The sequence below is a fragment of the Curtobacterium pusillum genome (genome assembly GCF_007680845.1).
Classification (GTDB): Bacteria; Actinomycetota; Actinomycetes; order Actinomycetales; family Microbacteriaceae; genus Curtobacterium; species Curtobacterium pusillum_B.
This window is the reverse complement of record NZ_VEIY01000009.1, coordinates 1-20,701: the sequence shown is the minus strand read 5'-3', so window position 1 is coordinate 20,701 and position 20,701 is coordinate 1. Positions and strand designations below refer to the sequence as shown.

Here is a 20,701-nt window from a genome sequence, read left to right as displayed (position 1 = left end):
GGACCTGGTTCCGTTTGCGGGACTAGAGCGAGCCGCTCGGCCGGGCCACGTAGGGCAGGAGCTGGCTCGGCGTCCAGATCGCCCGCTCGAGCACGCCGCGCTGCGGGTTCGCGGCCTCGACCATCATCCCGCCGCCGGTGTAGATCGAGTCGTGGTACGCCTCGTTCACGGTGCCGTTGTACGAGTAGAACAGGATGTCGCCGGGCTGCCGCTGGGACAGCGGCACGAGCCGGCCGATCGACTTGAAGTAGTCGTACTGCCAGACGACGTTGTGCCCACCGGTGGCGATGCCCTGCGAGCTGTAGGCCATCATCACCAGGCCCGAGCAGTCCCAGGTGTTCGGGCCGGCGCCGCCGAAGACGTACGCGTCGCCGATCTGGGCGCGGGCGTAGGCGATCGCGCCGGCGGCCTTCGAGGGGGTGCTCGGTGCCGTCGGGGTCGTCGGTGCGGTGGGCGTGCTCGGCTTGGCCGGGGTGCTGGGGGTGCTCGGCTTCGCGGGGGTGCTCGGGGTGCTCGGCTTCGCCGGCGTGCTGCTCGGGGCGCTCGGCGTGCTCGGCTTCGCGGGCGTGCTCGGCGTGGACGAGGTGCTGCCGGTCGGGGCGGTCGTGCCGCCGCCCGTGCTGCCGGTGCCGGTGCCGCTGGACGCCGTCGGCAGGGCGGCCTCGGCCTGCTTCGCCTGCTGGGCGCTCCAGTACGCGGTCTCCGTCGCGACGCTCGTGCCCTTGAGGTACGCGAGCTGCTGGAGGACCTCGTCCTGCTGGTCCTGCTCCTTCTGCACCCGGGCCTGGGCGGTCGCCGCCGTGTCGTTCGCGTCGTCGAGTGCGGCCTTCGTGGTGTCCGTCGCCTTCGCGAGGGCCTTCGTGGCCGCGGACTGCTGCGCAGCGATCGAGTCGACGGTGTTCTGGTCCGCCCGGGCCTGGGCGAGGACGGTCGCCGAGCGCTCGGACAGGTGCGACATCGTGCCGACCCGGTAGAGCAGGTCCTTGGAGTCCTTCGAGTCGATCAGCATCGTCGCCGAGAGGTCGCCGCCGCCGGTGCGCGACAGCTCGACCACGAGCCCCGCGACCTGCTTCGCGGAGCCGTCCGCCGTCCGCTTCGCCCGCTTCGCCTGCGCGCTGAGGTCGTCCAGGGTGGACTGCGCCTCCTGCTGCTTCGACGACGCGAGGGCGTAGGTCTGACCGGCCTGCAGCTCGGCGACCTGGGCCTGGTCCGCCGCGTCCTGCAGGGTCTGCAGTCGCCTGCTCAGCTCGTCGACGGTCGACTGGGCGTCGGCCGCGTCCGCCTTCGCCGCGCGCACGTCGTCCCAGCTGGGAGCCGACGGTGCTGCCTGGGCCGGGCCGGCGACCACGACGGACAGGCCGATCCCGAGGACGGCCACCACCGCGATCCCGCAGGAGAAGGTGCGAGCGGACTGCTTCACGGTCGATCAGGGCCTTTCGGGCGCGCACACGGTCATACCGAGATCCCCCGCGCAGCCATGAAGGGGACCGGGTCGACGGCGGAGCCGTTCACCCGGGTCTCGAAGTGGAGGTGGCACCCGGTCGACCAGCCGGTCGAACCGATCTTCGCGATCTGCTGACCAGCGCTGACGTGCTGGCCGACGGACACGAGGATGCCGCCGTCGACGATGTGCCCGTAGGCGGTGGAGATGCCGCCGCCGTTGTCGAGCACGACCTCGTTGCCGTAGCCGCCGCCGTTCGCCGCGAAGGTCACGGTGCCGGAGTGGGCGGCGTAGATCGGGGCGTAGCAGGCGGGAGCGAGGTCCACGCCGGCGTGCAGTGCCCGGTAGTGCGTGTACGGGTCGACGCGGTACCCGAACGGGCTCGTCTGGTACCCGCCGGCGGGACGGACCCAACCGGAGGAGTTCGGCGAACCGCCACCGGTGCCGCCCGAGCTCGTGGCCGCGGCCTTGGCGGCAGCTGCTGCGAGAGCCGCCTGCCGTGCCTTCTCGACCTGGACGCCCTTGTTGTAGCGCGCCTCGACGTTCGACTCGTTCGTGGTGAGCAGGGTGAGCTGCGACTCGAGCCGGGCCTGGTTGTCGGCCTGCGCGTCCACCGTCGACTGTGCGGCGTCGGCGGCGGTCTGCGCGGCCTGCATCTTCTCCTGCGCGGCGTCGGCGAGGTCGCCGAGGGCGTCCTTCGCGCGGGCCGCCTTGTCCGCGAGCCCCTGGGCGACGCCCCGGTCCTGCGAGGCCTGGGAGTAGATGCCGTCCGCCTGCTCGCTGAGCTTCGACATCGCGCCGAGCTCGTAGAGGAGGTCGCTCGACTTCGAGGGGTGCGTGAGGATGTCGGTCGTCACGTTGTTCGCGCTCGCCCGACCGAGCTGGGCGGCGAGCTGCCCGGCCTGCTCCTCGGACGCCGCGGCGGTCTTCTCGGCGTCGTCCGCCTGCGCCTGGAGCTTCTGCTGCGTGAGCGTCGCGTCGTCGTACTTCGTCTGGGCGGTCTGGTAGGCGGTGCCCGCGGCCTCGGCGGCCTTCTTCGCCGCCGCGGCCTTCGACGTCAGGTCAGCGATGAGCGCCTTGATCTCGGTGACCTTGACCTGCTGCGCCGACTTCGAGGCCTTCGCCTTCTCGACGTCCGACCAGCTCGGGTACGAGGCCGCACTGGCCGAGGTCACCGGTGCGAGGGCCGCGAGCGTGCCGGCGGTGAGCGCGACGGCGACCGCGGCGGCGATGAAGCGGCGGCGGGGACGGGGGCGGAGTGAGAGCGATGGTGAGGTCGACATACATCTCGATTTCGTAACAGCGCGGCAAGGCTCACGCACGTAACACTGTTAACAAGCGCAACAGTAACAACAGGTGTCGCACCCGCACACCCCCTCGCACGAGGGGTACGGGCCGACGACGATGCTCGCATCCGAACATCGACAGCACGAATCGGGGCCTGGTGCCCCAGGGTGAGTGAAGTGCTGCACACCGGCCCCGACCCCACGACACGCCGGGGAATCCGCTGCCACCGGGCCCGATTTGTGAATCCCGAGGACCATCCGTATGCTTGTCCCTCGGTAGCGCACTGCACCGCTTGCGGCCCTATCGTTTAGTGGCCTAGGACACCGCCCTTTCACGGCGGCAGCACGGGTTCGAATCCCGTTGGGGTCACTCTCCGAGAGAGTGAGCAAGCAAGCAGAGCACGACCGGTAGTACCAAGCAATTCAACATGGCCCTGTAGCGCAGCTGGTTAGCGTGCCGCCCTGTCACGGCGGAGGTCGCGGGTTCAAGTCCCGTCAGGGTCGCCACGGCTGGATAGCTCAGTTGGTAGAGCGTTCGACTGAAAATCGAAAGGTCCACGGATCGATGCCGTGTCCAGCCACAGTGAGAGGCCCCCTGCTCCGGCAGGGGGCCTTTTCGCGTCCCCGGGGCCTGCGAGCCTGACCCGCGCGCGTGGGCCGCGGTGCGCGGTGGACGCGACCACGGCCGGGAGGCGCGGTGCGCGTCGGACGCACGCCGCGCCTCCCGAGCTGGGCGCCTAGGCCTCGCGGGTCTTCGGGCTGCTGTCGTTCGTCTTCGCCGGGTCGCGCTCGACCACGGAGCCGAGGGCGTCGTCGATGCGGGACATCAGCTCCGCGGGGATCTGCACACCGGCAGCGCCGGCGTTGTCGTGCACCTGCTCCGGCCGTGAGGCGCCGATGATCGCCGACGCGACGTTCTCGTTCTGCAGCACCCAGGCCACGGCGAGCTGCGCCATCGACAGGTGCAACTCGTCCGCGATCGGCTTGAGGTCCTGCACCGCAGTGAGCACCTCGTCGTTCATGAAGCGCGAGATCATCTTCGCGCCGCCCTTGTCGTCCGTGGCACGCGACCCCTCCGGCAGCGGCTGACCCGGCTGGTACTTGCCCGTCAGGACACCCTGCGCGATGGGCGACCAGACGATCTGCGAGATGCCGAGCTCCTTCGAGGCCGGCACGACCTCGCCCTCGATGACCCGCCAGAGCGCCGAGTACTGCGGCTGGTTCGAGATGAGCTGGACGCCGAGGTCGTCGGCGAGCTCGTGCCCGGCGCGGAGTTGCTCCGCCGTCCACTCGCTCACGCCGATGTACAGCGCCTTGCCCTGCCGGACGACGTCGGCGAAGGCCATCATCGTCTCCTCGAGCGGGGTCTCGTGGTCGAAGCGGTGCGCCTGGTACAGGTCGACGTAGTCGGTCTGCAGGCGTTCGAGGGAGCCGTTGATCGACTCGAGGATGTGCTTCCGGCTCAGGCCCGTGTCGTTGTGGCCCTTCGGACCCGTCGGCCCGAACACCTTCGTGGCGATCTCGAGCGACTGCCGCCGCTCCCCCTTCAGTGCTTCGCCGAGGACGGTCTCGGCGCCGGTGTTCGCGTAGACGTCGGCGGTGTCGAAGGTCGAGATGCCGACGTCGAGGGCGGCCCGGACGCAGGCGATCGCGGCGTCGTTCTCGACCTGGGAGGCGTGGGTGAGCCAGTTGCCGTAGGTGATCTCGGAGACCTTGAGGCCCGAGTTGCCGAGGTAGCGGTACTCCATGTGCGTGTCACTCCTGTCGTGGCCGCGTCGGTGCGGCTCGATCCGTGACGGTAGTCCCCCGACGCGGAGCCCATGTTCACCCGACGGTCGGCCAACTGTAGTGTGGAGTATCAGTCCCGGTCGAGGGCAAGACGAAACCCCGGCGATGTGGCTGGTCCAGGGATCGTTCCGGGGTCTTCGAGATCCACGATAGCAGAAGGGGATCGCGGTGCGGGAACACCAGCTGGAGCGCTTGATCACCCCGGCGCGCCTCGGGTCGTACGTGGAGCGCACGAGCACGTTCACGGACACCCTTCGCCTGTACGAGTGGAACATGCGAGCGTCCGCGTCGGTCATGGAACTGACGGGGATCGTGGAGGTCGTCGCGCGCAACGCTCTCGACCGGGAACTCCGCGAGTGGGCGGCGCGACGAACCTCGGGGCCGTGGTTCGACGACGTCCCACTGGACAGCCAGGGCCGAGCCGACCTGGCGAAAGCACGAGCGCGTGCGAGCCGGGGTGGGCGCCGTGCGGGCGTTCACGGTCGCGTCATCGCGGAACTCAGCTTCGGGTTCTGGCGCTACCTCGTGGAGTCGAGGTACCACACGTCGCTCTGGGTTCCCGATCTGCACCGCGCGTTCTCACACGGGCCGCCGGACCTGCGTGTCCGACGCAACGAGGTCACGCGTCGACTGCAGCAACTGCACTTCGTGCGGAACCGGGCCGCGCACCACGAGCCCATCCACGCGCGTGACCTCCAGCGCGACCACGACTACGCCATCGAACTCCTCGGGTGGATCGACCCGGTCGCTGCGGAGTGGGCGGCTGACGTCTCTTCGCTGCGCACGGTCCTCGGCGCGCGGCCCAGCGCCTGAGGTGCAGGATCGAGGGAGTGCGGCGCAGTGGAGCGCCGCCGGGAGCGAAGGAGCATCCATGTCGGGAGCGAGCGTGCTGTTCATCGGCGGCAGCGGGGTGATCAGTGCCTCTTGTGTCCGCGAAGCCGTCGAGCAGGGGTTCGACGTCACCGTGCTCAACCGCGGGACCACCGGGGGCAGGCCGATCCCGGAGGGTGTGACACGCCTCCAGGCCGACGTGTCGGACCGCAGCGCCCTGGCGGAGGTGCTGGGCGACCGCCGCTGGGACGTCGTCGTGAACTGGGTCGCCTTCACGGCGGACCAGGTGCAGGCGGACGTCGACTACTTCGCCGGTCGGACGCGGCAGTACGTGTTCATCTCATCGGCCTCGGCGTACCAGACCCCGGCGACGCACCTGCCGATCACGGAGTCGACGCCGCTGAAGAACCCGTACTGGCAGTACTCGCGGGACAAGATCGCGTGCGAGGAGCTCCTCATGGAGGCGTACCGGGACCAGGACTTCCCGGTGACGATCGTCCGGCCGTCGCACACGTACGACGAGACGAAGCTTCCCCTCACGGGCGGCTGGACCGCGGTCGCAAGGATGCGCGCGGGCAAGCCGATCATCATCACGGGTGACGGCAGCTCGCTGTGGACCCTCACGCACAGCCGGGACTTCGCGGTGGCCTTCACGGGGCTGCTCGACCGGGCGGAGGCGATCGGCGAACCGTTCACGATCACGAGCGACGAGGCACCGACGTGGAACGCCATCGCGCACGAGATCGCTGCGGCGGCCGGGGTCGAGGACCTCAAGATCGTGCACGTGCCGGCGGATGCGATCAACGCGGTGGATCCGGAGTGGGGCGCGGCGCTCCTCGGTGACAAGGCGAACAGCTCGGTGTTCGACAACAGCAAGGTGCGGTCGCTCGTGCCCTGGTACCGGGCGCGGATCCCCTACCGGCAGGGCGTGCGCGAGGTGATCGCGTGGTTCGAGGCGCACCCGGAGGAGCAGGTGGTCGACGAGCGGCTCGACGCGCTGATGGACGAGCTCGCGGAGCGCTGGGCGGTCTGACGCGGCGCGCGCGGGGCGCCCGCGGGGCGGTCGCGGTCGCGGTCGCGGTCGCGGTCGCGGTCGAACCATGTTCCCGACGTCGAACCGGGCGCAGGCCGTGGTTCGACGTCGGTTCCGTGGTTCGGCCCGGGAGGCGGCGACGCGGGCGACGCGCGAGCGGCGGTGGACGGGAGGCGCGGTGCGGGTCCGCCCCGCGCCTCCGGCCCGGCGGAGTGCGGGTCAGGCGCGGGCGGCCAGCACCTCGCCGAGGGTGCCGACAGCGAGCCGGACCTCGTCGTCGGTCACGACGAGCGGCGGCGCGAACCGGATCGTCGACCCGTGCGTGTCCTTCACGAGCACACCCCGGTCGGCGAGGTCCTGCGAGATCTGCTTGCCGGTGCCGAGCGCGGGGTCGATGTCGATCCCGGCCCAGAGTCCGGCGACGCGGTGCGACACGACGCCCTGCCCGACGAGGTCGTCGAGCAGTCCGCGCAGCAACGGTTCGCCCTCGAGCGCCCGCTGTTGGAACGTGCCCTCGCCGAGCATCGCGACGACCTCGGAGCCGACGGCCGCGGCGAGCGGGTTCCCGCCGAACGTGGAGCCGTGCTCGCCAGGGCGCAGGACGCCCAGCACCGAAGCCGAGCCGACGACCGCGGACACCGGGACGATACCGCCGCCGAGCGCCTTGCCGAGGGTGATCAGGTCGGGGCGGACGCCGACGCGCTGGACCGCGAGCGTGTGCCCGGTGCGCCCGAGTCCGGACTGGATCTCGTCGGCGACGAACAGCGCGCCGAACTCGTCGCAGACCGCACGGACCTCCCCGAGGTACGACGCCGGCGGGATGACCACGCCGCCCTCGCCCTGGATCGGCTCGAGCAGCACGGCGACGACGGTCTCGTCCATCGCCTCCCGCAGGGCAGCGGCGTCGCCGTAGGGCACCGTGCGGAAGCCGGGCGTGTACGGGCCGAAGTCGTCGTGCGCCACGGGGTCGTCCGAGAACGACACGATGGTCGTGGTCCGGCCGTGGAAGTTGCCGGACGCGACGATGATCGTGGCCTGCCCCGACGGGACGCCCTTCACCCGGTAGCCCCAGGCGCGCGCGACCTTGATGGCGGACTCGACGGCCTCGGCGCCGGTGTTCATCGGCAGGACCATGTCGGTCCCGGTCAACGCCGCGAGTCCCGCGGCGAACGGGCCGAGCTGGTCGTTCACGAACGCGCGGCTCGTCAGCGTCACCTTGTCGAGCTGGGTCCGGGCGGCGTCGAGCAGGCGGGGGTTCCCGTGGCCGAAGTTCACCGCGGAGTACGCGGCGAGGCCGTCCAGGTAGCGCTTGCCGTCGACGTCCGTCACCCACGCGCCGTCGCCGGAGGCGATGACGACGGGCAGCGGGCTGTAGTTGTGCGCGAGGGCGCGGTCCTCCACGGCGAGCGCGGCCGCCGTGTTGGTCCCCACTGCGGTGCCCATCAGGAGCGGGCGACCGACGTGCCGGTGCCGACCGGGTGCAGGTCGAGCGTGCAGCACTTGACGCCGCCGCCGCCGAGGAGCAGCTCGGACAGGTCGACGCCGATCGGGTTGTAGCCCTTGTCGCGCAGCTGCTCCGCGAACGTGGTGGCGCGCGCGGCGATCACGACGTTGTACCCGTCGGAGTACGAGTTGAGCCCGAGGATCGCGGCGTCCTCCTCGGTCGCGATGATCGCGTCCGGGAAGCGCTCGCGGAGGATCGCCAGCGAGGGCTCGTCGAAGGCCGACTCGAGGTACGCGATGTTCGACGTGCCGTCCGCCGCGGGCTCGGGGTCGAGCACGGCGATGGCGGTGTCGAGGTGGTAGAAGCTCGGGTTGATCAGCTTGAGCGTGACGACCTCGCGGCCGTAGATGCGGGCGAGTTCCTCGTGCGACGTGCTGTCCGACCGGAAGCCGGTGCCGGCGAAGATCGTGTCGCCGATGAGGAGGAAGTCGCCCTCGCCCTCGTTCGTCTCCTCGGGGTCGGCCACGGTCAGGCCGGCCTGGCGGAACCAGTCCATGTACGCCGGGCCCTCGGGCTGCCGCTCCGGGTACTGGAACTTCGCGCCGTACGCGACGCCGTCGAGCACGAAGCCGCCGTTGGCCGCGTAGACCATGTCGGGCAGGCCGTCGATCGGGTCGATGTACGAGATGTCGAAGCCGAGCTGCTCGTACACGTCGACGAGCGACTGCCACTGCTGCACGGCCTTCGACGTGTCGGTCGGGTCCTCCGGGTGCATCCACGGGTTGATCCGGTAGCTGACGGTGTAGAAGTCCGGCTTGCACATGAGGATCGTGCGCTTCGTGGCGACGCGGGCCGGGGCGGCGAGGGATTCGGGAGCGGTGTTCGACATCAGTCCTCCTGGAGGGACCGGGGCCCGAGCCTGCCAGGAACCACCACTGGACGAGTTGCAGAGCTCCGGCGAGATGCAGGCTCACTCGCCGTAGCGGACCAGGTCGACGCCGTCGAAAGTCTCGCACACCCCGTCCGGCGGGTGCAGTCCCCCACTCTGCGGGGCGACGACACCCGTTCGGGGACGCACGTTTCGTGCGCGGGAACCATGGGTCGTGCAAGAACTCCGCGTAGCATGAGGGCAATGGATTCGCTCGACCACCGCATCCTGGACCAGCTCCGGGACAACGCCCGCGCCGGGTACGGCGACATCGGGTCGGTGGTCGGACTCTCGGCCTCGGCCGTGAAGCGCCGTGTCGACCGGCTCGTCGGCGACGGGGTCATCCAGGGCTTCACGATCAAGGTCGACCCCGCCGTGGAGGACCGTGGCACCGAGGCCTGGGTCGAGCTCTACTGCCGTGGCACCGTCTCCCCCGACGAACTCCGCTCCCTGCTCGACACCGTTCCCGAGGTCATCGACGCCGGTACCGTCACCGGCAGCGCGGACGCCGTGGTGCACATGCGCTCGAAGGACCTGTCCGCGCTCGAGGAAGCGCTCGACAAGGTCCGCCTCGCACCCCAGGTCGACCACACCCGCTCCGCGATCGTGCTCTCCAAGCTCGTCAGTCGGGACTCCGCGTAACGTTCGGCAGATGGGACGGAAGGCGATGGCCGGGAGGCGCGGCTCGGCCCCCACGGGCTCACGCACGGCCCGGCGGATGGTCACCGCAGCCGCGCTGGCCTACGTCGCGAACTGCCTCTGGGGCACCGCCGTCGCCGTCCGGCTCATCCGGACGAAGAAGCTGCGGGTCGTCCACCACGGGCTCTTCGTCGTCACCGCGACCCTGACCGGTGCCGCCGCGACCACCCCGGCGTGGACCCGCGACCGATCGGCGCTGTTCCTGCTCCCCGCACTCGTGCCGCTGGCGGTCGCGCCACGCACGAACCCACGCTCCGGAGCACACTGGAGAGTCGCGGTCGCCGCTGCGCCGTCCTACCTGGGGGCGTTGCTCGCACGTCGGTGACCGGAGAGAGGTGCACGGTGGAGTTGTTCGAGGCGATCCGGCGACGTCGGACCACGAACGGGGCGTTCCTGCCCGACCCGGTCTCCGAGGAGCACCAGCGCCTGCTCATGGAGCTCGCGGGGCGGGCGCCGTCGCAGCTCAACAGTCAGCCGTGGCGGTTCGTCCTCGTCGAGGAGCGCGAGACGATCGACCAGGTCGCCCGGATCAGCGGCTCGTCGATGACCCGGACGATGGCCGAGGGCACGTTCTTCGAGCGGTACAAGCCGTACTTCCGGTTCTCGGCGGCCGAGATGGACGAGCGGCGGGACGGGATGCTGTTCGACAAGCTCCCCGGGCCGCTCAAGCCGTTCACGAAGCAGGTGTTCACCAAGCGCGGCCAGCTGCTCATGAACACGCTCCGGGTGCCGCAGACCCTCGGTGAGGAGAACCGGAAGCTCGTCGCCGGGTCGCCGCTGCTCCTCGGCGTGATGCTCGACCGGCACGAGTACCGGAAGGAGGAGCTGTCCGGCTTCTACTCGGTGTTCAGCATGGGTGCGGCGATGGAGAACATCTGGCTCGCCACCACCGAGCTCGGACTCGGCATCCAGTTCGTGTCGTTCCCGATGGAGACCCCTGGTGCGTGGGCCGAGATCGAGGGCCTGCTCCGGGTCCCCGAGTCGCTCGAACTGATGGCCGTGTACCGGATCGGGTACCTGCCGCCGGAACGCCGGCGCCCAGCGATCGACTGGACGTCGAGCGAGCGGAAGCGCCCGTCGCAGTACGTGTTCCGCGGGACCTGCGACACCCCGCAGCAGGGGTGGGACGACGCGCCCGTGGCGGGGCACATCGCCCCGGAGGCGACCACCCCGTGAACGCGACCGTCCCCGGCGGAGGCGAGCCGCGCCTCCAGGCCGTGCCGTCGGTGCAGGCCGTCGCTCCCGGACTCACCGGACGCCCCTGGATCGAACAGGCGTGGCGGGACGTCGTCTTCGTGCACTGGCGTGTCGACGTGTCCGCCGTCGCGCCCCTCCTGCCGGCCGGCACCCGGCCGGACACCCTCGGCGTCGACGGCGTCGACGACGGTGTGACCACCTGGGTCGGCCTCATCGCGTTCCGGTTCACGGACACCCGGTTCCCGCCGGTGTCCGTCGGACGCGTCGGCGACTTCGTCGAGGTGAACGTCCGCGTCTACACGGTGGACGACCGCGGGCAGCGCGGCGTGGTGTTCCTGTCGCTCGACGCCGGCAAGCTCGCGCCGACCGTCGGTGCGCGGGTCGCGACCGGGCTGCCGTACAAGTGGGCGGTGGCGCAGCAGCGGCGGCCCGCGGCGGACCGGGTCGCGTACGCGGTGCGTCGACACGGGACGCACCTGCGCTCCCTGGTCGACCTCCGCACCGGCCCGCTCGTCGAGGAGCCGACCGCCCTCGAGACGTTCCTCACCGCACGGTGGGGCATGCACGTGCACCGCTTCGGACGGATCCGGTTCTGGCCGAACGAGCACGAGTCGTGGCCGCTGCACCGCGCCACGGTCGTCTCGCTGCGGGACGACCTGGTCGGTGCCGCGGGGCTGCCGTTCGCGCTGACCGAGCTGACGCCGGACTCGGTCCTGTACTCCCCCGGGGTCGTGACCCGGTTCGGGCTCGGACGCTGACGGTCGCTGGGACCGCGGGAGGTGCCGTGACGGTACCGTCCGTCGTGTGACTGCATCCCCAGACGTCCGCCGCCGTGCACGGTGGCTCCCGGCAGACCAGGACGGGCTGGAGGCCTGGCTCCGCGGACGGCGCGACGCCATCGCCGACCGTGACCCGGACCGTGCCCTGCACCCGGCGGTCGCGGCGCTCCGCGACCTGGTGGAGGGTGACCCCGTCCTCCGCATGCACGCGCACGAGATGATCGCGCAGGTGCCGTCCGGCCGGGACTACCGCGACCGGCACCTCGAGAGCTTCGAGGAGCTGCTCGTCCTGGTGGACGAGGTCATCACCACGGCGCCGGAGTACAGCGACGAGCAGATGGTCATGACCCCGCTCGACGGGGTGCTCGACTGGACGAAGTCGACCTCCGCGGGGTTCGCGTTCTACCGGGACCCGCGCGTGAACGACGCGCTGCGCGGGACCCTGCAGGGCTGGTGCGAGTTCCTGTCCAGCGACAAGTCCCTCGGGGTCCTCACCGACGCACCGTCCGGGTGGCGGAGCGATGCGGCCCGTCGCGCCGTCGGGATGGACCAGTTCGAGCACGACCCGGACGACGAGCACTGGGGCTTCACGTCCTGGAACGACTTCTTCACACGCCGGTTCCGCGAGGGAGAGCGACCGGTCGCGTCGCCCGAGGACGACGCGGTCGTCGTCAGCCCGTGCGAGGCGACGCCGTACCGGATCGCCAGCCGCGTGCACCGCCGCGACGAGTTCTGGGCGAAGGCCGAGCCGTACTCGGTCGACGAGCTGCTCGCCGGTGACGAGTCGGTCGACGCATTCGTCGGTGGCACGGTGTGGCAGGCGTTCCTCAGCGCGCTCGAGTACCACCGCTGGCACAGCCCGGTCGCCGGACGGATCGTCCGGGCCTGGGTGGAGCCCGGGACGTACTACTCGGAGGCCGACGCCCAGGGCACCGAGGCCGCGGAACCGACGCTGTCACAGGCGTACCTCGCGCACGTCGCGACCCGGGCGGTGTTCGTGATCGACGCGGACGACCCGGCGATCGGGCTCGTGGCCGTGGCGTTCATCGGGATGTCGGACGTGTCGTCGTGCGTGATCGGGGACGGCCTCGAGGCGGGCGTCCGCGTCGGCAAGGGCGACGAGCTCGGGTACTTCCAGCTCGGCGGCTCGACGGTCTGCGTGCTGTTCGGACCCGGCGTCGTGGAGTCGTTCTCGCTCGAGGCCGTGCCGCAGGCGCCGGAGGAGGAGCCGACGCTGCTGCACGTCCGGGCGCACCTGGCGACGGCGCGACGGGGGTCAGTCGCGGGGTGAGCGGGCCGCGCGGCGGAACTCGACGGCGGCGACCACGATGCTGAAGGCGGCGAGGACGGCGCCGACGCCGACCCAGGCGCCCGCGCGGTACTCGGGCAGCTCGGGCACGACGAGCCCGAGCAGCACGAGCACGGCGCAGCCCGACGCGAACGCGACCGTCGCCCACGCGACGGCGAGGTGGTCGAACCGGGGGACGACGCGAGCGAACCGGAACGCCGACGGGACGCCGACGAGCAGGCCGACCGAGACGCCGATGGAACCGGCCACCAGGAGCCCCGCGAGCGCGGCCACGACCGCGAGCGTCACCCCGCTCACGATCAGGGCCACGTGGTGTCGCCAGGATGCGCCCCGGGTCTGTTCGGCGTAGGCGGACCATCCGGTCACGGCGAGGGTGATCGCCACGGCGGTCGCGATCGCCGCCGCGACGATGCCGACGACGAACGCGAGGACGCCGCCGAACAGCACACCGAGCGCGACGAAGCCCGCTGCGAGGACGAGGGCGAGGGCCGGCAGCGTCCAGACCTCGTGCGGCCGGATCGGCGTCCGGAGCGCCCAGTCGGGCGGTGCCGGTGCTGGTGCCGGTGCCGGGGTCGTGACGTCGTCGTCGTCTCGGGTCTCCACGGGGGCCATCCTGCTCCCCCGTCGACATCCGGGCCGGGCGGCCGGGCGCTGCCGGGGCGGCCGGGGCTGCCGGGGGACAACGGCTGGGTGCGGGGACGATCGCGGTCGGTACAACGGGAACCATGACGCGAGTGGCAGTGGTGACCGGTGGATCAGCGGGACTGGGACGGGCGACGGTCCGGGAGCTTGCTGCACGGGGGTGGGACGTGGCCGTCCTCGCCCGTGGCCGCGACGGCGTGGACGCCGCGGTGGCCGAGGTCGAGGCAGCCGGACGCCGCGGGCTCGCCCTGGTCGCCGACGTGTCCGACCGCGAGTCCGTCGAGGCCGCGGCCGACCGGATCGAACGGGAACTCGGGCCGATCGACCTGTGGGTGAACGGGGTGATGGTCGGCGTGTTCGGCCGGTTCCTCGACACGGCGCCGGAGGACTTCGAGCGCGCACTGCACGTCACCTACCTCGGGTTCGTCAACGGCACGCGGGCCGCGCTGTCCCGGATGGTCCCGCGCGACCACGGGCAGGTGATCCAGGTCGGCTCGGCGCTCGGGTTCCGCGGGATCCCGCTCCAGGCCGCGTACTGCGGGGCGAAGCACGCGATCGTCGGATTCACCGAGTCCGTGGTGTCCGAGCTCCTCGAGCAGGGCAGCCACGTGCAGGTGTCCCGGGTCGACATGCCGGCGCTCAACACCATCCAGTTCCAGTGGGTGAAGTCGAAGCTGCCGCACCACCCGCAGCCCGTCGCCCCGATCTACCAGCCCGAGGTCGGCGCGCGAGCGATCGCCACGGTGGCAGAACGCCCCCGTCGCCGGACCTGGGTCGGCGAGTCCACCGTCTACACGATCCTCGGCAACCGGATCAGCGGGCGCTTCGCCGACTGGTACGCCGCGAAGACGCTGGTGTCCGGGCAGCAGGACCCCGAGAAGGACGGGCAGGAGCTCGGCGACAACCTGTACGAGCCGATCCCGGGCGACCACGGGGCACACGGGGTGTTCGACGAGACCGCGCACGACTGGTCCCCGCAGACCTGGTGGGTGGAGCACCGCCGGCTCGGGAACGGCATCATCGGTGCGGTCGTCGGCGCGGCCGGCGCCCTGGCCCTCGCGGCGGGACGCCGGCGGTGACCCGCCGGCGCGAGCGTCGCTCGAACCGGGCCACCGCGGTCGAGGCCGCTCGGGCCGCGCTCGGGGTGGCACACCTCGTCCGCGCTGCCCGGACCTCCGGGAGCACGGGGCGGGACGAGGACGGGACCGTGTGGTTCCACCGCGTGCTCGGCGTCCGGCAGCTCGCGCAGGCCGGGCTGCTGGCGCGGAACGGGTCCCCGACGGCGCACACCCTCGCGACGCTCGTCGACGCCACGCACGCCGTGTCGATGGTGCCGCTCGCGGTGGTCGACCGCCGGCGGCGTCGTTTCGCGGTGGGCCAGCTGCTCGTCGCGGTCGGACTCGCCGTCGCCGAGGCACTGCTCGTCGGACCCGGCGGCCGGCGCCGGGGACGGTAGCGGAGCACTCCCCAGGACGTCGGTGGGCGTCGGTACCGTCGCGGGCATGACCACGACCTACTTCGTCGCCTCGTCCCTCGACGGGTTCGTCGCCGCCCCCGGGGACGACCTCGACTGGCTGCTGCGGTTCGGGTTCGCACCGTTCCAGGAGCAGTTCGACCGGTTCTTCGCCGGGGTCGGCGCCGTCGCGATGGGGTCGACGACGTACGAGTGGCTGCTCGCCCACGACGAGACCTGGCCGTACCCGGACCTGCCGACCTGGGTCTTCACGTCACGACACCTGCCGGTGCCCGCCGGAGCGGAGGTGCACTTCGTCTCCGGGTCGGTCGCCGACCACCACGCCGACCTCGAACGCGCCGCGGGGCCGCGGGAGCTCTGGGTCGTCGGGGGCGGACTGCTTGCGGCGCAGTACCAGGAGGCCGGGCTGCTCGACGAGCTCCGGGTCACCGTGATGCCGATCGCGCTCGGGGCGGGCTCGCCGCTCCTGCCCGTCGCCGCGCCGACGCCGGTGTTCGACCTGGTCGGCACGACGACGTTCGACGGCGGCGCAGTCGAGCTGCGCTACCGGTCGTCAGCGGCGGCGCACCGGGAAGCGCGCTCGGACGCGTGACGCCCATCCGCCCGGCGTAGCGTCGTGGGCATGAGCGATCACGAACAGACCGAGCCCGTCATGGACGGCGCGACCGACGCCACGAACCACGAGAAGCTGCGCGGCCTCATCGAGCAGGTCGACCACGACCACCACGGCGAGGGCGCCGGGGCGATGGCCGACCACCTGCGGGACCGGATGGACGAGACGGGCGTCGAGGACGAGGAAGCGGGCGACACCGAGGACTGACGGTCCGCGGTCAGGCGGCCGGTGCGCGGAAGGTGCGCAGCGCCTCCAGGTCGGCGGCGTCGAGGCCGGACGCCGCCGTGAACCGCTCCACGTCGAACCCGGCGAGTGCCGCACGGAACGCCCCCTCGACCGTGGTGCCGTGCTCCGCGCAGAGCGCCTCGATCCGGTCTTCGTTCGACGGCACCCCGATCGACGCGAGCAACGCCGGCGCGTTGTCGACCGTGACGAGGTAGTCCGCCACGATCGCCTCGGGCTCGACCCCGGCGATCGTCAGGAGGGTAAGCGCGACGATGCCCGTGCGGTCCCGGCCGCCGGCGCAGTGGAACAAGACGCCGCCCGGTTCGGCACGTGCGACCGCGCGGAGCGCCGCACCCGTCCGTTCCGGGAGCTCGGCGAGGTGCGGGCCGTAGTACAGCGGAGTGCCGACGAGCCCGGTCTCCCAGTAGGCCGACCAGAACGCCGGGGCGTCGTCGAGTCCGTCGTGGTCGACGACGACGGTGGTGAGCCAGTCCGGGCGCACGCCGGTGTCCTTCGCGGTCTCGGACGGCGCTCGGAGGTCGACGACCGTGCGGATCCCCGCGTCGTGCAGGGCGTCCCACCCGGCGGGCGTGAGTCGGTCGACCCCCTCCGAGCGGAAGACCCGGCCGCTCGGGGTCACGCCCCCGTCGCGCACGGGCAGGCCGCCGAGGTCGCGGCCGTTGAACAGCCCGTCGGCGTGCAGCGTGCGCCCGGCGTCAGACACGGAGCTCCGAGAGGTCCGGGTCGAGGTCGCCGAAGCGGTGCGCGGTGATCGACACCGACTGCTCGCGGAGGAACGGCAGCATCTCGATGATCCCCGCCTCGACCACGGGGCCGTCGTGGATCGCGACGTCGACGCTGGCACCGAGGGCTTCCTCGAGCGCGAGCGGGTCGCCGCCGACGAGCCGGATCCGGGCACCCGGGCCGCCGAAGGCAGTGGGTGCGGGACGGTCCTGCCCCTGCGACAGCACGGCGTCGAGCGCGTCCTGCGGCTCGTCGTCGCCGGACGACCAGTCCTGCCGGAACACGTCGCCGGAGGCCGCGCGGCGCAGGAACTCGTCGTCCGTCTCGACGAGGTGGTCCACCACGTGGAGCGGCGACCGGCTCGAGGCGAGCAGCTGCGTGAGGGGGCCGGGCAGCGGGCGGGCGGTGCTCAGCAGCAGGTGGGCACGGGCGGCCGTCGCCGCGGCGAGCACGCGCACCAGGTCGCCCGTCGTCGCGCCTTCGGCCTGCCGGACGATCACGGACTGCGGCCGCCAGCGGAGCACGTTCCGCTCCACGACGAGCCCCGAGGGGTCGTGCGAGACCCCGAACTCGGTCTCCCGCGCGCGGACGTCGCTCAGTGCGCCCGCCCGGACCTGGTCGAACTCCTCGAACGAGAGCCCACTCCGAGCCGCCTCGATCACGGCCGTCACCCGCGGTGGCAGCCCGTGCAGCTGGATGCTCTTGTGGACGGTCCGGGGAGTGGGCTCCCAGCGGCCGAGCGTCGCGACGTACATCGGACCGCCCGCCTTCGTGCCGGTGCCCACCGCCGAGCGCTTCCACCCGCCGAACGGCTGCCGGCGGACGATCGCGCCCGTGGTGCCGCGGTTGACGTACAGGTTGCCCGCCTGGACCCCGGCGATCCAGTCCGCGACCTCGTCCGCGTCGAGCGAGTGGATCCCCGCGGTCAGGCCGTAGTCGGTGCCGTTCTGGATCGCGAGCGCCTGCTCGAGGGTCTCGGCCCGCATGATGCCGAGCACCGGTCCGAAGTACTCGGTCTGGTGGAAGTCGCTGCCCGGGCGGACGCCGTCGCGGATCCCGGGGGACCAGAGCCGGCCGGAGTCGTCCAGCGGGACGGGCTGCACGAGCCAGGACTCCCCCGGGCCGAGCTCGGTGAGCCCGGCGCGCAGCTTGCCGGCGGGCTCGGCGATCACCGGGCCCATCTGTGCCGTGGGGTCGTCCGGCCACGCCACCCGGAGCGTCCGGGTGGCGTCGACGAGCTGCCGGCGGAAGCGCTCGCTCTCGCCCACGGACCCGACGAGGACCACCAGGGACGCGGCGGAGCACTTCTGGCCGGCGTGGCCGAACGCCGACTGCACGATGTCCTGCACCGCGAGGTCGAGGTCCGCGCTCGGCGTGACGACGATGGCGTTCTTGCCGCTCGTCTCCGCCGTGAGCGGCAGCCCGGCACGCCACCAGCGGAACGCCCGGGCGGTGTCGGCGGACCCGGTCAGGACGATGCGGTCGACGGCGGGGTGCGCGACGAGGTCGCGGCCGAGATGATCCTCGTCGAGGTCGACGAGCTGCAGCAGGGAGTGCGGGACCCCGGCGTCCCAGAGCACGTCGGCGAGCAGGGCACCGCAGCGCTTCGCTTCGGGAGCGGGCTTGAGGACGACGCCGCTGCCGGCCGCGAGTGCGGCCAGGACACCGCCGGCGGGGATCGCCACGGGGAAGTTCCACGGCGGGACCACGACGGTGAGGCGTGGCGGCACGTACCGGGCGCCGTCCCCGTCGAGCACGGCCAGGTGCCGGGCGCTGTCGGCGTAGTGGTGCGCGAAGTCGATCGCCTCGCTCACCTCGGCGTCGGCCTCGGTCAGGGTCTTGCCGGTCTCCGCCGCCATCACCTCGATGAGGTCGGCACGACGGGTCTGGAGCTCGTGGGCGATGAGGTCCAGCAGCTCGGCACGGTCGGACGGGTCCTGCCGCCCCCAGTTCACACCGGCCTGGGCGGTGCGGGCGACGATCCGTTCGAGCGTCGACCGGTCGACCACCTTCGCCCCGCGGATCGTCTGCGCGCCGAGCTGCGACCGCGGGACGCGCCGGAGGACGTCGAGCGCCCACGTCCGGTTGGCCGCGATCGACGGGTCGGTGTCGGGCACGTTCTCGAACCGGTCCAGGTGCACCGGGTCGCCGATCGGCCGGGAACGGTCCTGCGTCCGGTGGGTGGCGGGCACCGGGTCGGGCGAGTCGAGCGCTTCGATCGAGGCGAGCCACCGACCGCGCTCCCGCTCGAACACGCTCTCGTCGTGGTCGATGTCGGCCGCGCTCGCGATGAAGTTCTCGGGGCTGGCGCTCTCCTGCAGGCGCCGGGCGAGGTAGGCGATCGCGGAGTCGAACTGGTCCGGCTGCACGACCGGTGTGTACAGGAGCACCTGACCGATGTCGGCGCGGACGGCATCGGTGTGCGTGGACGCCATGCCGAGGAGCATCTCGACGTGCACCCCGTCGGTCACCCCGCGGCGCTGGGCCAGGGTCCACGCGGTGGCGAGGTCGAACAGGTTGTGCCCGGCGACGCCGATGCGGACCGCGTCGATGCGCTCCGGCGTGAGCGCGGCGTCGAGGAGTCGGAGGTAGGCGGTGTCGGTCTCCCGCTTGGACCCCCACGTGGCGAGCGGCCAGTCGTGCAGGATCGCGTCGACACGTTCCATCGCGAGGTTCGCGCCCTTGACGAGCCGGACCGTGATCGGTGCGCCGCCGCGGGCCCGGCGCTCCTGCGCCCAGGCGGTCAACGACTCGAGCGCCCCGGCGGCGTCGGGCAGGTACGCCTGCAGGACGATCCCGGCTTCGAGCCCGGCGAACTCGTCGCGGTCGAGCAGGGTCCGGAACACCGCGAGCGTGACGTCGAGGTCGCGGTACTCCTCCATGTCCAGGTTGATGAACTTCGGCACCGGGGCCGCGGCCGCCAGCCGGTAGAGCGGCACGAGCCGGTCGACCACGCGCTCGACGGTCTGGTCGAACGCCCACATCGACATCTGCGGCACGACCGAGCTCACCTTGATGGACACGTGGTCGACGTCGTCCCGGGCGAGCAGGTCCATCGTGCCCTGCAGCCGTCGGTCGCTCTCCGCGCTGCCGAGCACCGCTTCGCCGAGGAGGTTCACGTTCAGCCGCGTGCCCGGTCCGCCGACCTTGGCGAGCGCCGGCCCGAGCTTCGCCGGCGTCGCGTCGATGACGAGGTGCCCGGTCATCCGCCGCAGGATCTTCCGGGCGGTGGGGATGACCGCCCACGGGGCCATCGTCGCGAAGCCGCCGCCGAGCGTCACCGCTCCGCGGAGGTGCCAGGCGAGGAACTCGGGGACGTCCCGACTGGCCTTCTCGAGGTTCTGCGCGGCGACCCGCGGGTCTTCCGGGCGGATCACCTTGTCGACGAACCCGCGCGTGAAGTCGAGGCCGTGCTCGTCCTGCAGGGCTGCGGCCAACCGGGCGGCACCCGGGTCCGGCTTGATCCCGGCGGACGCCGCCAGCCACCGCCGCACGAGGGCGACGGCGTCGTCGGTGCAGTCCTGCAGTCGGGCGCGCGGCATGGGTCGATCGTATGCCGGACCACCGACCGCACCTCGGAGCGAGCCGAGTGCGGCATGGATACGCTGACGCCATGGGGAACGAGGGCGTCGACGGCCACGACTGGGCCACGTGGGACGCCTACCACGACGTCTGGCGGCGCCTCGACCGGGCGCTCGACCACGCCGTCCAGCAGGGTGCGGGCATCTCGATCCCGGAGTTCGAGATCCTCATCGGCCTCCACCGCGAGCCCGACCACCGGCTGCGGGTCCGCGACATCGCGTCCGGCATCGGGTGGGAGAAGTCCCGGGTCAGCCACCAGGTGACCCGCATGGTCGCGCGGGGTCTGGTCGAGCGGGCGGACTGCCCGACCGACGGGCGCGGCAGCTGGGTGGAGATGACCCCGGACGGCCGGCGTGCGGTGCTCGCCGGCATCCGTGCGCACACGGGTGCGCTCGAGGAGCTGTTCTGGAGGCCCGTGGGGACGGACGCCGGGACGCTGCGGACGGTCTCCGCTCGCGTCCAGGACGCGATCGGCCCCGACGAGCCGGATCCGGACCAGGTCCTCGACCGCGTGCCCTGACACACGAAGAGCCCCGTCCCGGCGGGTACCGGGACGGGGCGGTCTCTCGTGCTGTGGTGCGGTCTTACTTGATCTGGGCGGTGATGGTGGCGACGCCGACGAGGAGGCCGGACTTGACCGCGTCGGTCTTGAAGGTGCTGTTGAGCAGCTTCGCGGCGTCCGCGGA

At 72.0% G+C, this 20,701-nt stretch carries 20 protein-coding genes and 3 tRNA genes; 15 read left to right on the top strand and 8 right to left on the bottom strand.

Annotated elements, in window-relative coordinates:
• Positions 1–22: 22 nt before the first annotated feature.
• Complete coding sequence (locus FS825_RS16430) at positions 23–1,420, bottom strand: C40 family peptidase (protein ID WP_144715145.1); 1,398 nt, start codon at positions 1,418–1,420, stop codon at positions 23–25.
• Between the two features lie 32 nt (positions 1,421–1,452).
• Positions 1,453–2,724 carry a M23 family metallopeptidase gene (locus FS825_RS16425; RefSeq protein ID WP_144715143.1) on the bottom strand — a complete coding sequence of 424 codons (1,272 nt, stop codon included), beginning with the start codon at positions 2,722–2,724 and terminating at the stop codon, positions 1,453–1,455.
• Positions 2,725–3,024: 300 nt separating this feature from the next.
• Between FS825_RS16425 and FS825_RS16420 the strand changes: the two genes are divergently transcribed.
• The 3 genes from FS825_RS16420 (at position 3,025) to FS825_RS16410 (ending at position 3,308) form a co-directional block, all read left to right on the top strand.
• Positions 3,025–3,097: transfer RNA gene (locus FS825_RS16420), tRNA-Glu, on the top strand.
• Positions 3,098–3,157: 60 nt separating this feature from the next.
• Positions 3,158–3,234 (top strand) — tRNA-Asp (locus FS825_RS16415).
• Position 3,235: 1 nt separating this feature from the next.
• Positions 3,236–3,308 (top strand) — tRNA-Phe (locus tag FS825_RS16410).
• 156 nt (positions 3,309–3,464) lie between these two features.
• Here the strand turns inward: FS825_RS16410 and FS825_RS16405 are convergent.
• Positions 3,465–4,475, bottom strand: coding sequence for an aldo/keto reductase family protein (locus tag FS825_RS16405; RefSeq protein WP_144715141.1), 1,011 nt, complete (start codon positions 4,473–4,475; stop codon positions 3,465–3,467).
• A gap of 208 nt (positions 4,476–4,683) precedes the next feature.
• On the opposite strand from FS825_RS16405, the gene FS825_RS16400 reads away from it, so the two are divergent.
• Complete coding sequence (locus tag FS825_RS16400) at positions 4,684–5,328, top strand: hypothetical protein (protein ID WP_144715139.1); 645 nt, start codon at positions 4,684–4,686, stop codon at positions 5,326–5,328.
• A 58-nt stretch (positions 5,329–5,386) separates the two neighbouring features.
• Positions 5,387–6,379, top strand: coding sequence for an NAD-dependent epimerase/dehydratase family protein (locus FS825_RS16395; RefSeq protein WP_144715137.1), 993 nt, complete (start codon positions 5,387–5,389; stop codon positions 6,377–6,379).
• Positions 6,380–6,598: 219 nt separating this feature from the next.
• Here FS825_RS16395 and rocD read toward each other — a convergent pair whose 3' ends face one another.
• Together rocD and ddaH are read right to left on the bottom strand one after the other, a co-directional pair.
• Entirely contained in the window at positions 6,599–7,822 is a 1,224-nt protein-coding gene (gene rocD / locus FS825_RS16390) for an ornithine--oxo-acid transaminase (protein WP_144715135.1), read from the bottom strand.
• On the bottom strand, positions 7,822–8,712 hold the full coding sequence (ddaH, locus tag FS825_RS16385; RefSeq protein ID WP_144715133.1) for a dimethylargininase: 891 nt from the start codon (positions 8,710–8,712) through the stop codon (positions 7,822–7,824). The genes rocD and ddaH overlap by 1 nt, the downstream gene beginning before the upstream one ends.
• A 243-nt stretch (positions 8,713–8,955) precedes the next feature.
• Here ddaH and FS825_RS16380 point away from each other — a divergent pair, with 243 nt between their 5' ends.
• The 5 genes from FS825_RS16380 (at position 8,956) to FS825_RS16360 (ending at position 12,717) form a co-directional block, all read left to right on the top strand.
• On the top strand, positions 8,956–9,393 hold the full coding sequence (locus FS825_RS16380) for an Lrp/AsnC family transcriptional regulator (protein ID WP_144715132.1): 438 nt from the start codon (positions 8,956–8,958) through the stop codon (positions 9,391–9,393).
• Between the two features lie 76 nt (positions 9,394–9,469).
• Entirely contained in the window at positions 9,470–9,775 is a 306-nt protein-coding gene (locus FS825_RS16375) for a hypothetical protein (RefSeq protein ID WP_186377302.1), read from the top strand.
• Between the two features lie 17 nt (positions 9,776–9,792).
• The gene (locus tag FS825_RS16370) at positions 9,793–10,626 is read left to right on the top strand and encodes a nitroreductase family protein (protein ID WP_144715128.1); all 834 of its coding nucleotides are present in this window, start codon (positions 9,793–9,795) and stop codon (positions 10,624–10,626) included.
• Positions 10,623–11,405 carry a YqjF family protein gene (locus FS825_RS16365; protein ID WP_260981288.1) on the top strand — a complete coding sequence of 261 codons (783 nt, stop codon included), beginning with the start codon at positions 10,623–10,625 and terminating at the stop codon, positions 11,403–11,405. The genes FS825_RS16370 and FS825_RS16365 overlap by 4 nt, the downstream gene beginning before the upstream one ends.
• A gap of 46 nt (positions 11,406–11,451) precedes the next feature.
• Positions 11,452–12,717, top strand: coding sequence for a phosphatidylserine decarboxylase family protein (locus FS825_RS16360; RefSeq protein ID WP_144715126.1), 1,266 nt, complete (start codon positions 11,452–11,454; stop codon positions 12,715–12,717).
• On the opposite strand, the gene FS825_RS16355 is transcribed toward FS825_RS16360, so the two are convergent.
• Complete coding sequence (locus FS825_RS16355; protein WP_144715124.1) at positions 12,703–13,338, bottom strand: hypothetical protein; 636 nt, start codon at positions 13,336–13,338, stop codon at positions 12,703–12,705. The two genes, FS825_RS16360 and FS825_RS16355, sit on opposite strands and share 15 nt — an antisense overlap.
• Positions 13,339–13,460: 122 nt before the next feature.
• Between FS825_RS16355 and FS825_RS16350 the strand changes: the two genes are divergently transcribed.
• From FS825_RS16350 to FS825_RS16335, 4 genes are read left to right on the top strand one after another with little or no spacing between them, the layout of a single operon-like run.
• Positions 13,461–14,456: an SDR family oxidoreductase gene (locus tag FS825_RS16350; RefSeq protein ID WP_144715122.1), complete on the top strand. Its 996-nt coding sequence runs from the start codon at positions 13,461–13,463 to the stop codon at positions 14,454–14,456.
• Positions 14,453–14,833, top strand: a complete 381-nt coding sequence (locus FS825_RS16345; RefSeq protein ID WP_144715120.1) for a hypothetical protein — start codon at positions 14,453–14,455, stop codon at positions 14,831–14,833. Before FS825_RS16350 ends, FS825_RS16345 begins: the two co-directional genes overlap by 4 nt.
• 46 nt (positions 14,834–14,879) lie before the next feature.
• Positions 14,880–15,443 carry a dihydrofolate reductase family protein gene (locus tag FS825_RS16340; protein ID WP_144715118.1) on the top strand — a complete coding sequence of 188 codons (564 nt, stop codon included), beginning with the start codon at positions 14,880–14,882 and terminating at the stop codon, positions 15,441–15,443.
• 30 nt (positions 15,444–15,473) lie between these two features.
• The gene (locus tag FS825_RS16335; protein ID WP_144715117.1) at positions 15,474–15,671 is read left to right on the top strand and encodes a hypothetical protein; all 198 of its coding nucleotides are present in this window, start codon (positions 15,474–15,476) and stop codon (positions 15,669–15,671) included.
• A gap of 10 nt (positions 15,672–15,681) precedes the next feature.
• Here the strand turns inward: FS825_RS16335 and FS825_RS16330 are convergent, their stop codons facing one another.
• Complete coding sequence (locus tag FS825_RS16330) at positions 15,682–16,413, bottom strand: tyrosine-protein phosphatase (RefSeq protein ID WP_144715115.1); 732 nt, start codon at positions 16,411–16,413, stop codon at positions 15,682–15,684.
• Positions 16,406–19,975, bottom strand: coding sequence for a proline dehydrogenase family protein (locus FS825_RS16325; RefSeq protein ID WP_144715113.1), 3,570 nt, complete (start codon positions 19,973–19,975; stop codon positions 16,406–16,408). The genes FS825_RS16330 and FS825_RS16325 overlap by 8 nt, the downstream gene beginning before the upstream one ends.
• 71 nt (positions 19,976–20,046) lie before the next feature.
• On the opposite strand from FS825_RS16325, the gene FS825_RS16320 reads away from it, so the two are divergent.
• Positions 20,047–20,535, top strand: coding sequence for a MarR family winged helix-turn-helix transcriptional regulator (locus FS825_RS16320; protein WP_186377301.1), 489 nt, complete (start codon positions 20,047–20,049; stop codon positions 20,533–20,535).
• The last annotated feature ends 166 nt before the right edge of the window (positions 20,536–20,701 follow it).

Bases quoted from the DNA above. Each gene is read 5' to 3' on its own strand.
- FS825_RS16350 (WP_144715122.1), top strand. From the start codon at position 13,461: ATGACGCGAGTGGCAGTGGTGACCGGTGGATCAGCGGGACTGGGACGG.
- FS825_RS16380 (WP_144715132.1), top strand. From the start codon at position 8,956: ATGGATTCGCTCGACCACCGCATCCTGGACCAGCTCCGGGACAACGCC.
- ddaH (WP_144715133.1), bottom strand. From the start codon at position 8,712: ATGTCGAACACCGCTCCCGAATCCCTCGCCGCCCCGGCCCGCGTCGCC.
- FS825_RS16405 (WP_144715141.1), bottom strand. From the start codon at position 4,475: ATGGAGTACCGCTACCTCGGCAACTCGGGCCTCAAGGTCTCCGAGATC.
- FS825_RS16425 (WP_144715143.1), bottom strand. From the start codon at position 2,724: ATGTCGACCTCACCATCGCTCTCACTCCGCCCCCGTCCCCGCCGCCGC.
- FS825_RS16325 (WP_144715113.1), bottom strand. From the start codon at position 19,975: ATGCCGCGCGCCCGACTGCAGGACTGCACCGACGACGCCGTCGCCCTC.
- FS825_RS16320 (WP_186377301.1), top strand. From the start codon at position 20,047: ATGGGGAACGAGGGCGTCGACGGCCACGACTGGGCCACGTGGGACGCC.
- rocD (WP_144715135.1), bottom strand. From the start codon at position 7,822: ATGGGCACCGCAGTGGGGACCAACACGGCGGCCGCGCTCGCCGTGGAG.
- FS825_RS16375 (WP_186377302.1), top strand. From the start codon at position 9,470: ATGGTCACCGCAGCCGCGCTGGCCTACGTCGCGAACTGCCTCTGGGGC.
- FS825_RS16335 (WP_144715117.1), top strand. From the start codon at position 15,474: ATGAGCGATCACGAACAGACCGAGCCCGTCATGGACGGCGCGACCGAC.
- FS825_RS16340 (WP_144715118.1), top strand. From the start codon at position 14,880: ATGACCACGACCTACTTCGTCGCCTCGTCCCTCGACGGGTTCGTCGCC.
- FS825_RS16395 (WP_144715137.1), top strand. From the start codon at position 5,387: ATGTCGGGAGCGAGCGTGCTGTTCATCGGCGGCAGCGGGGTGATCAGT.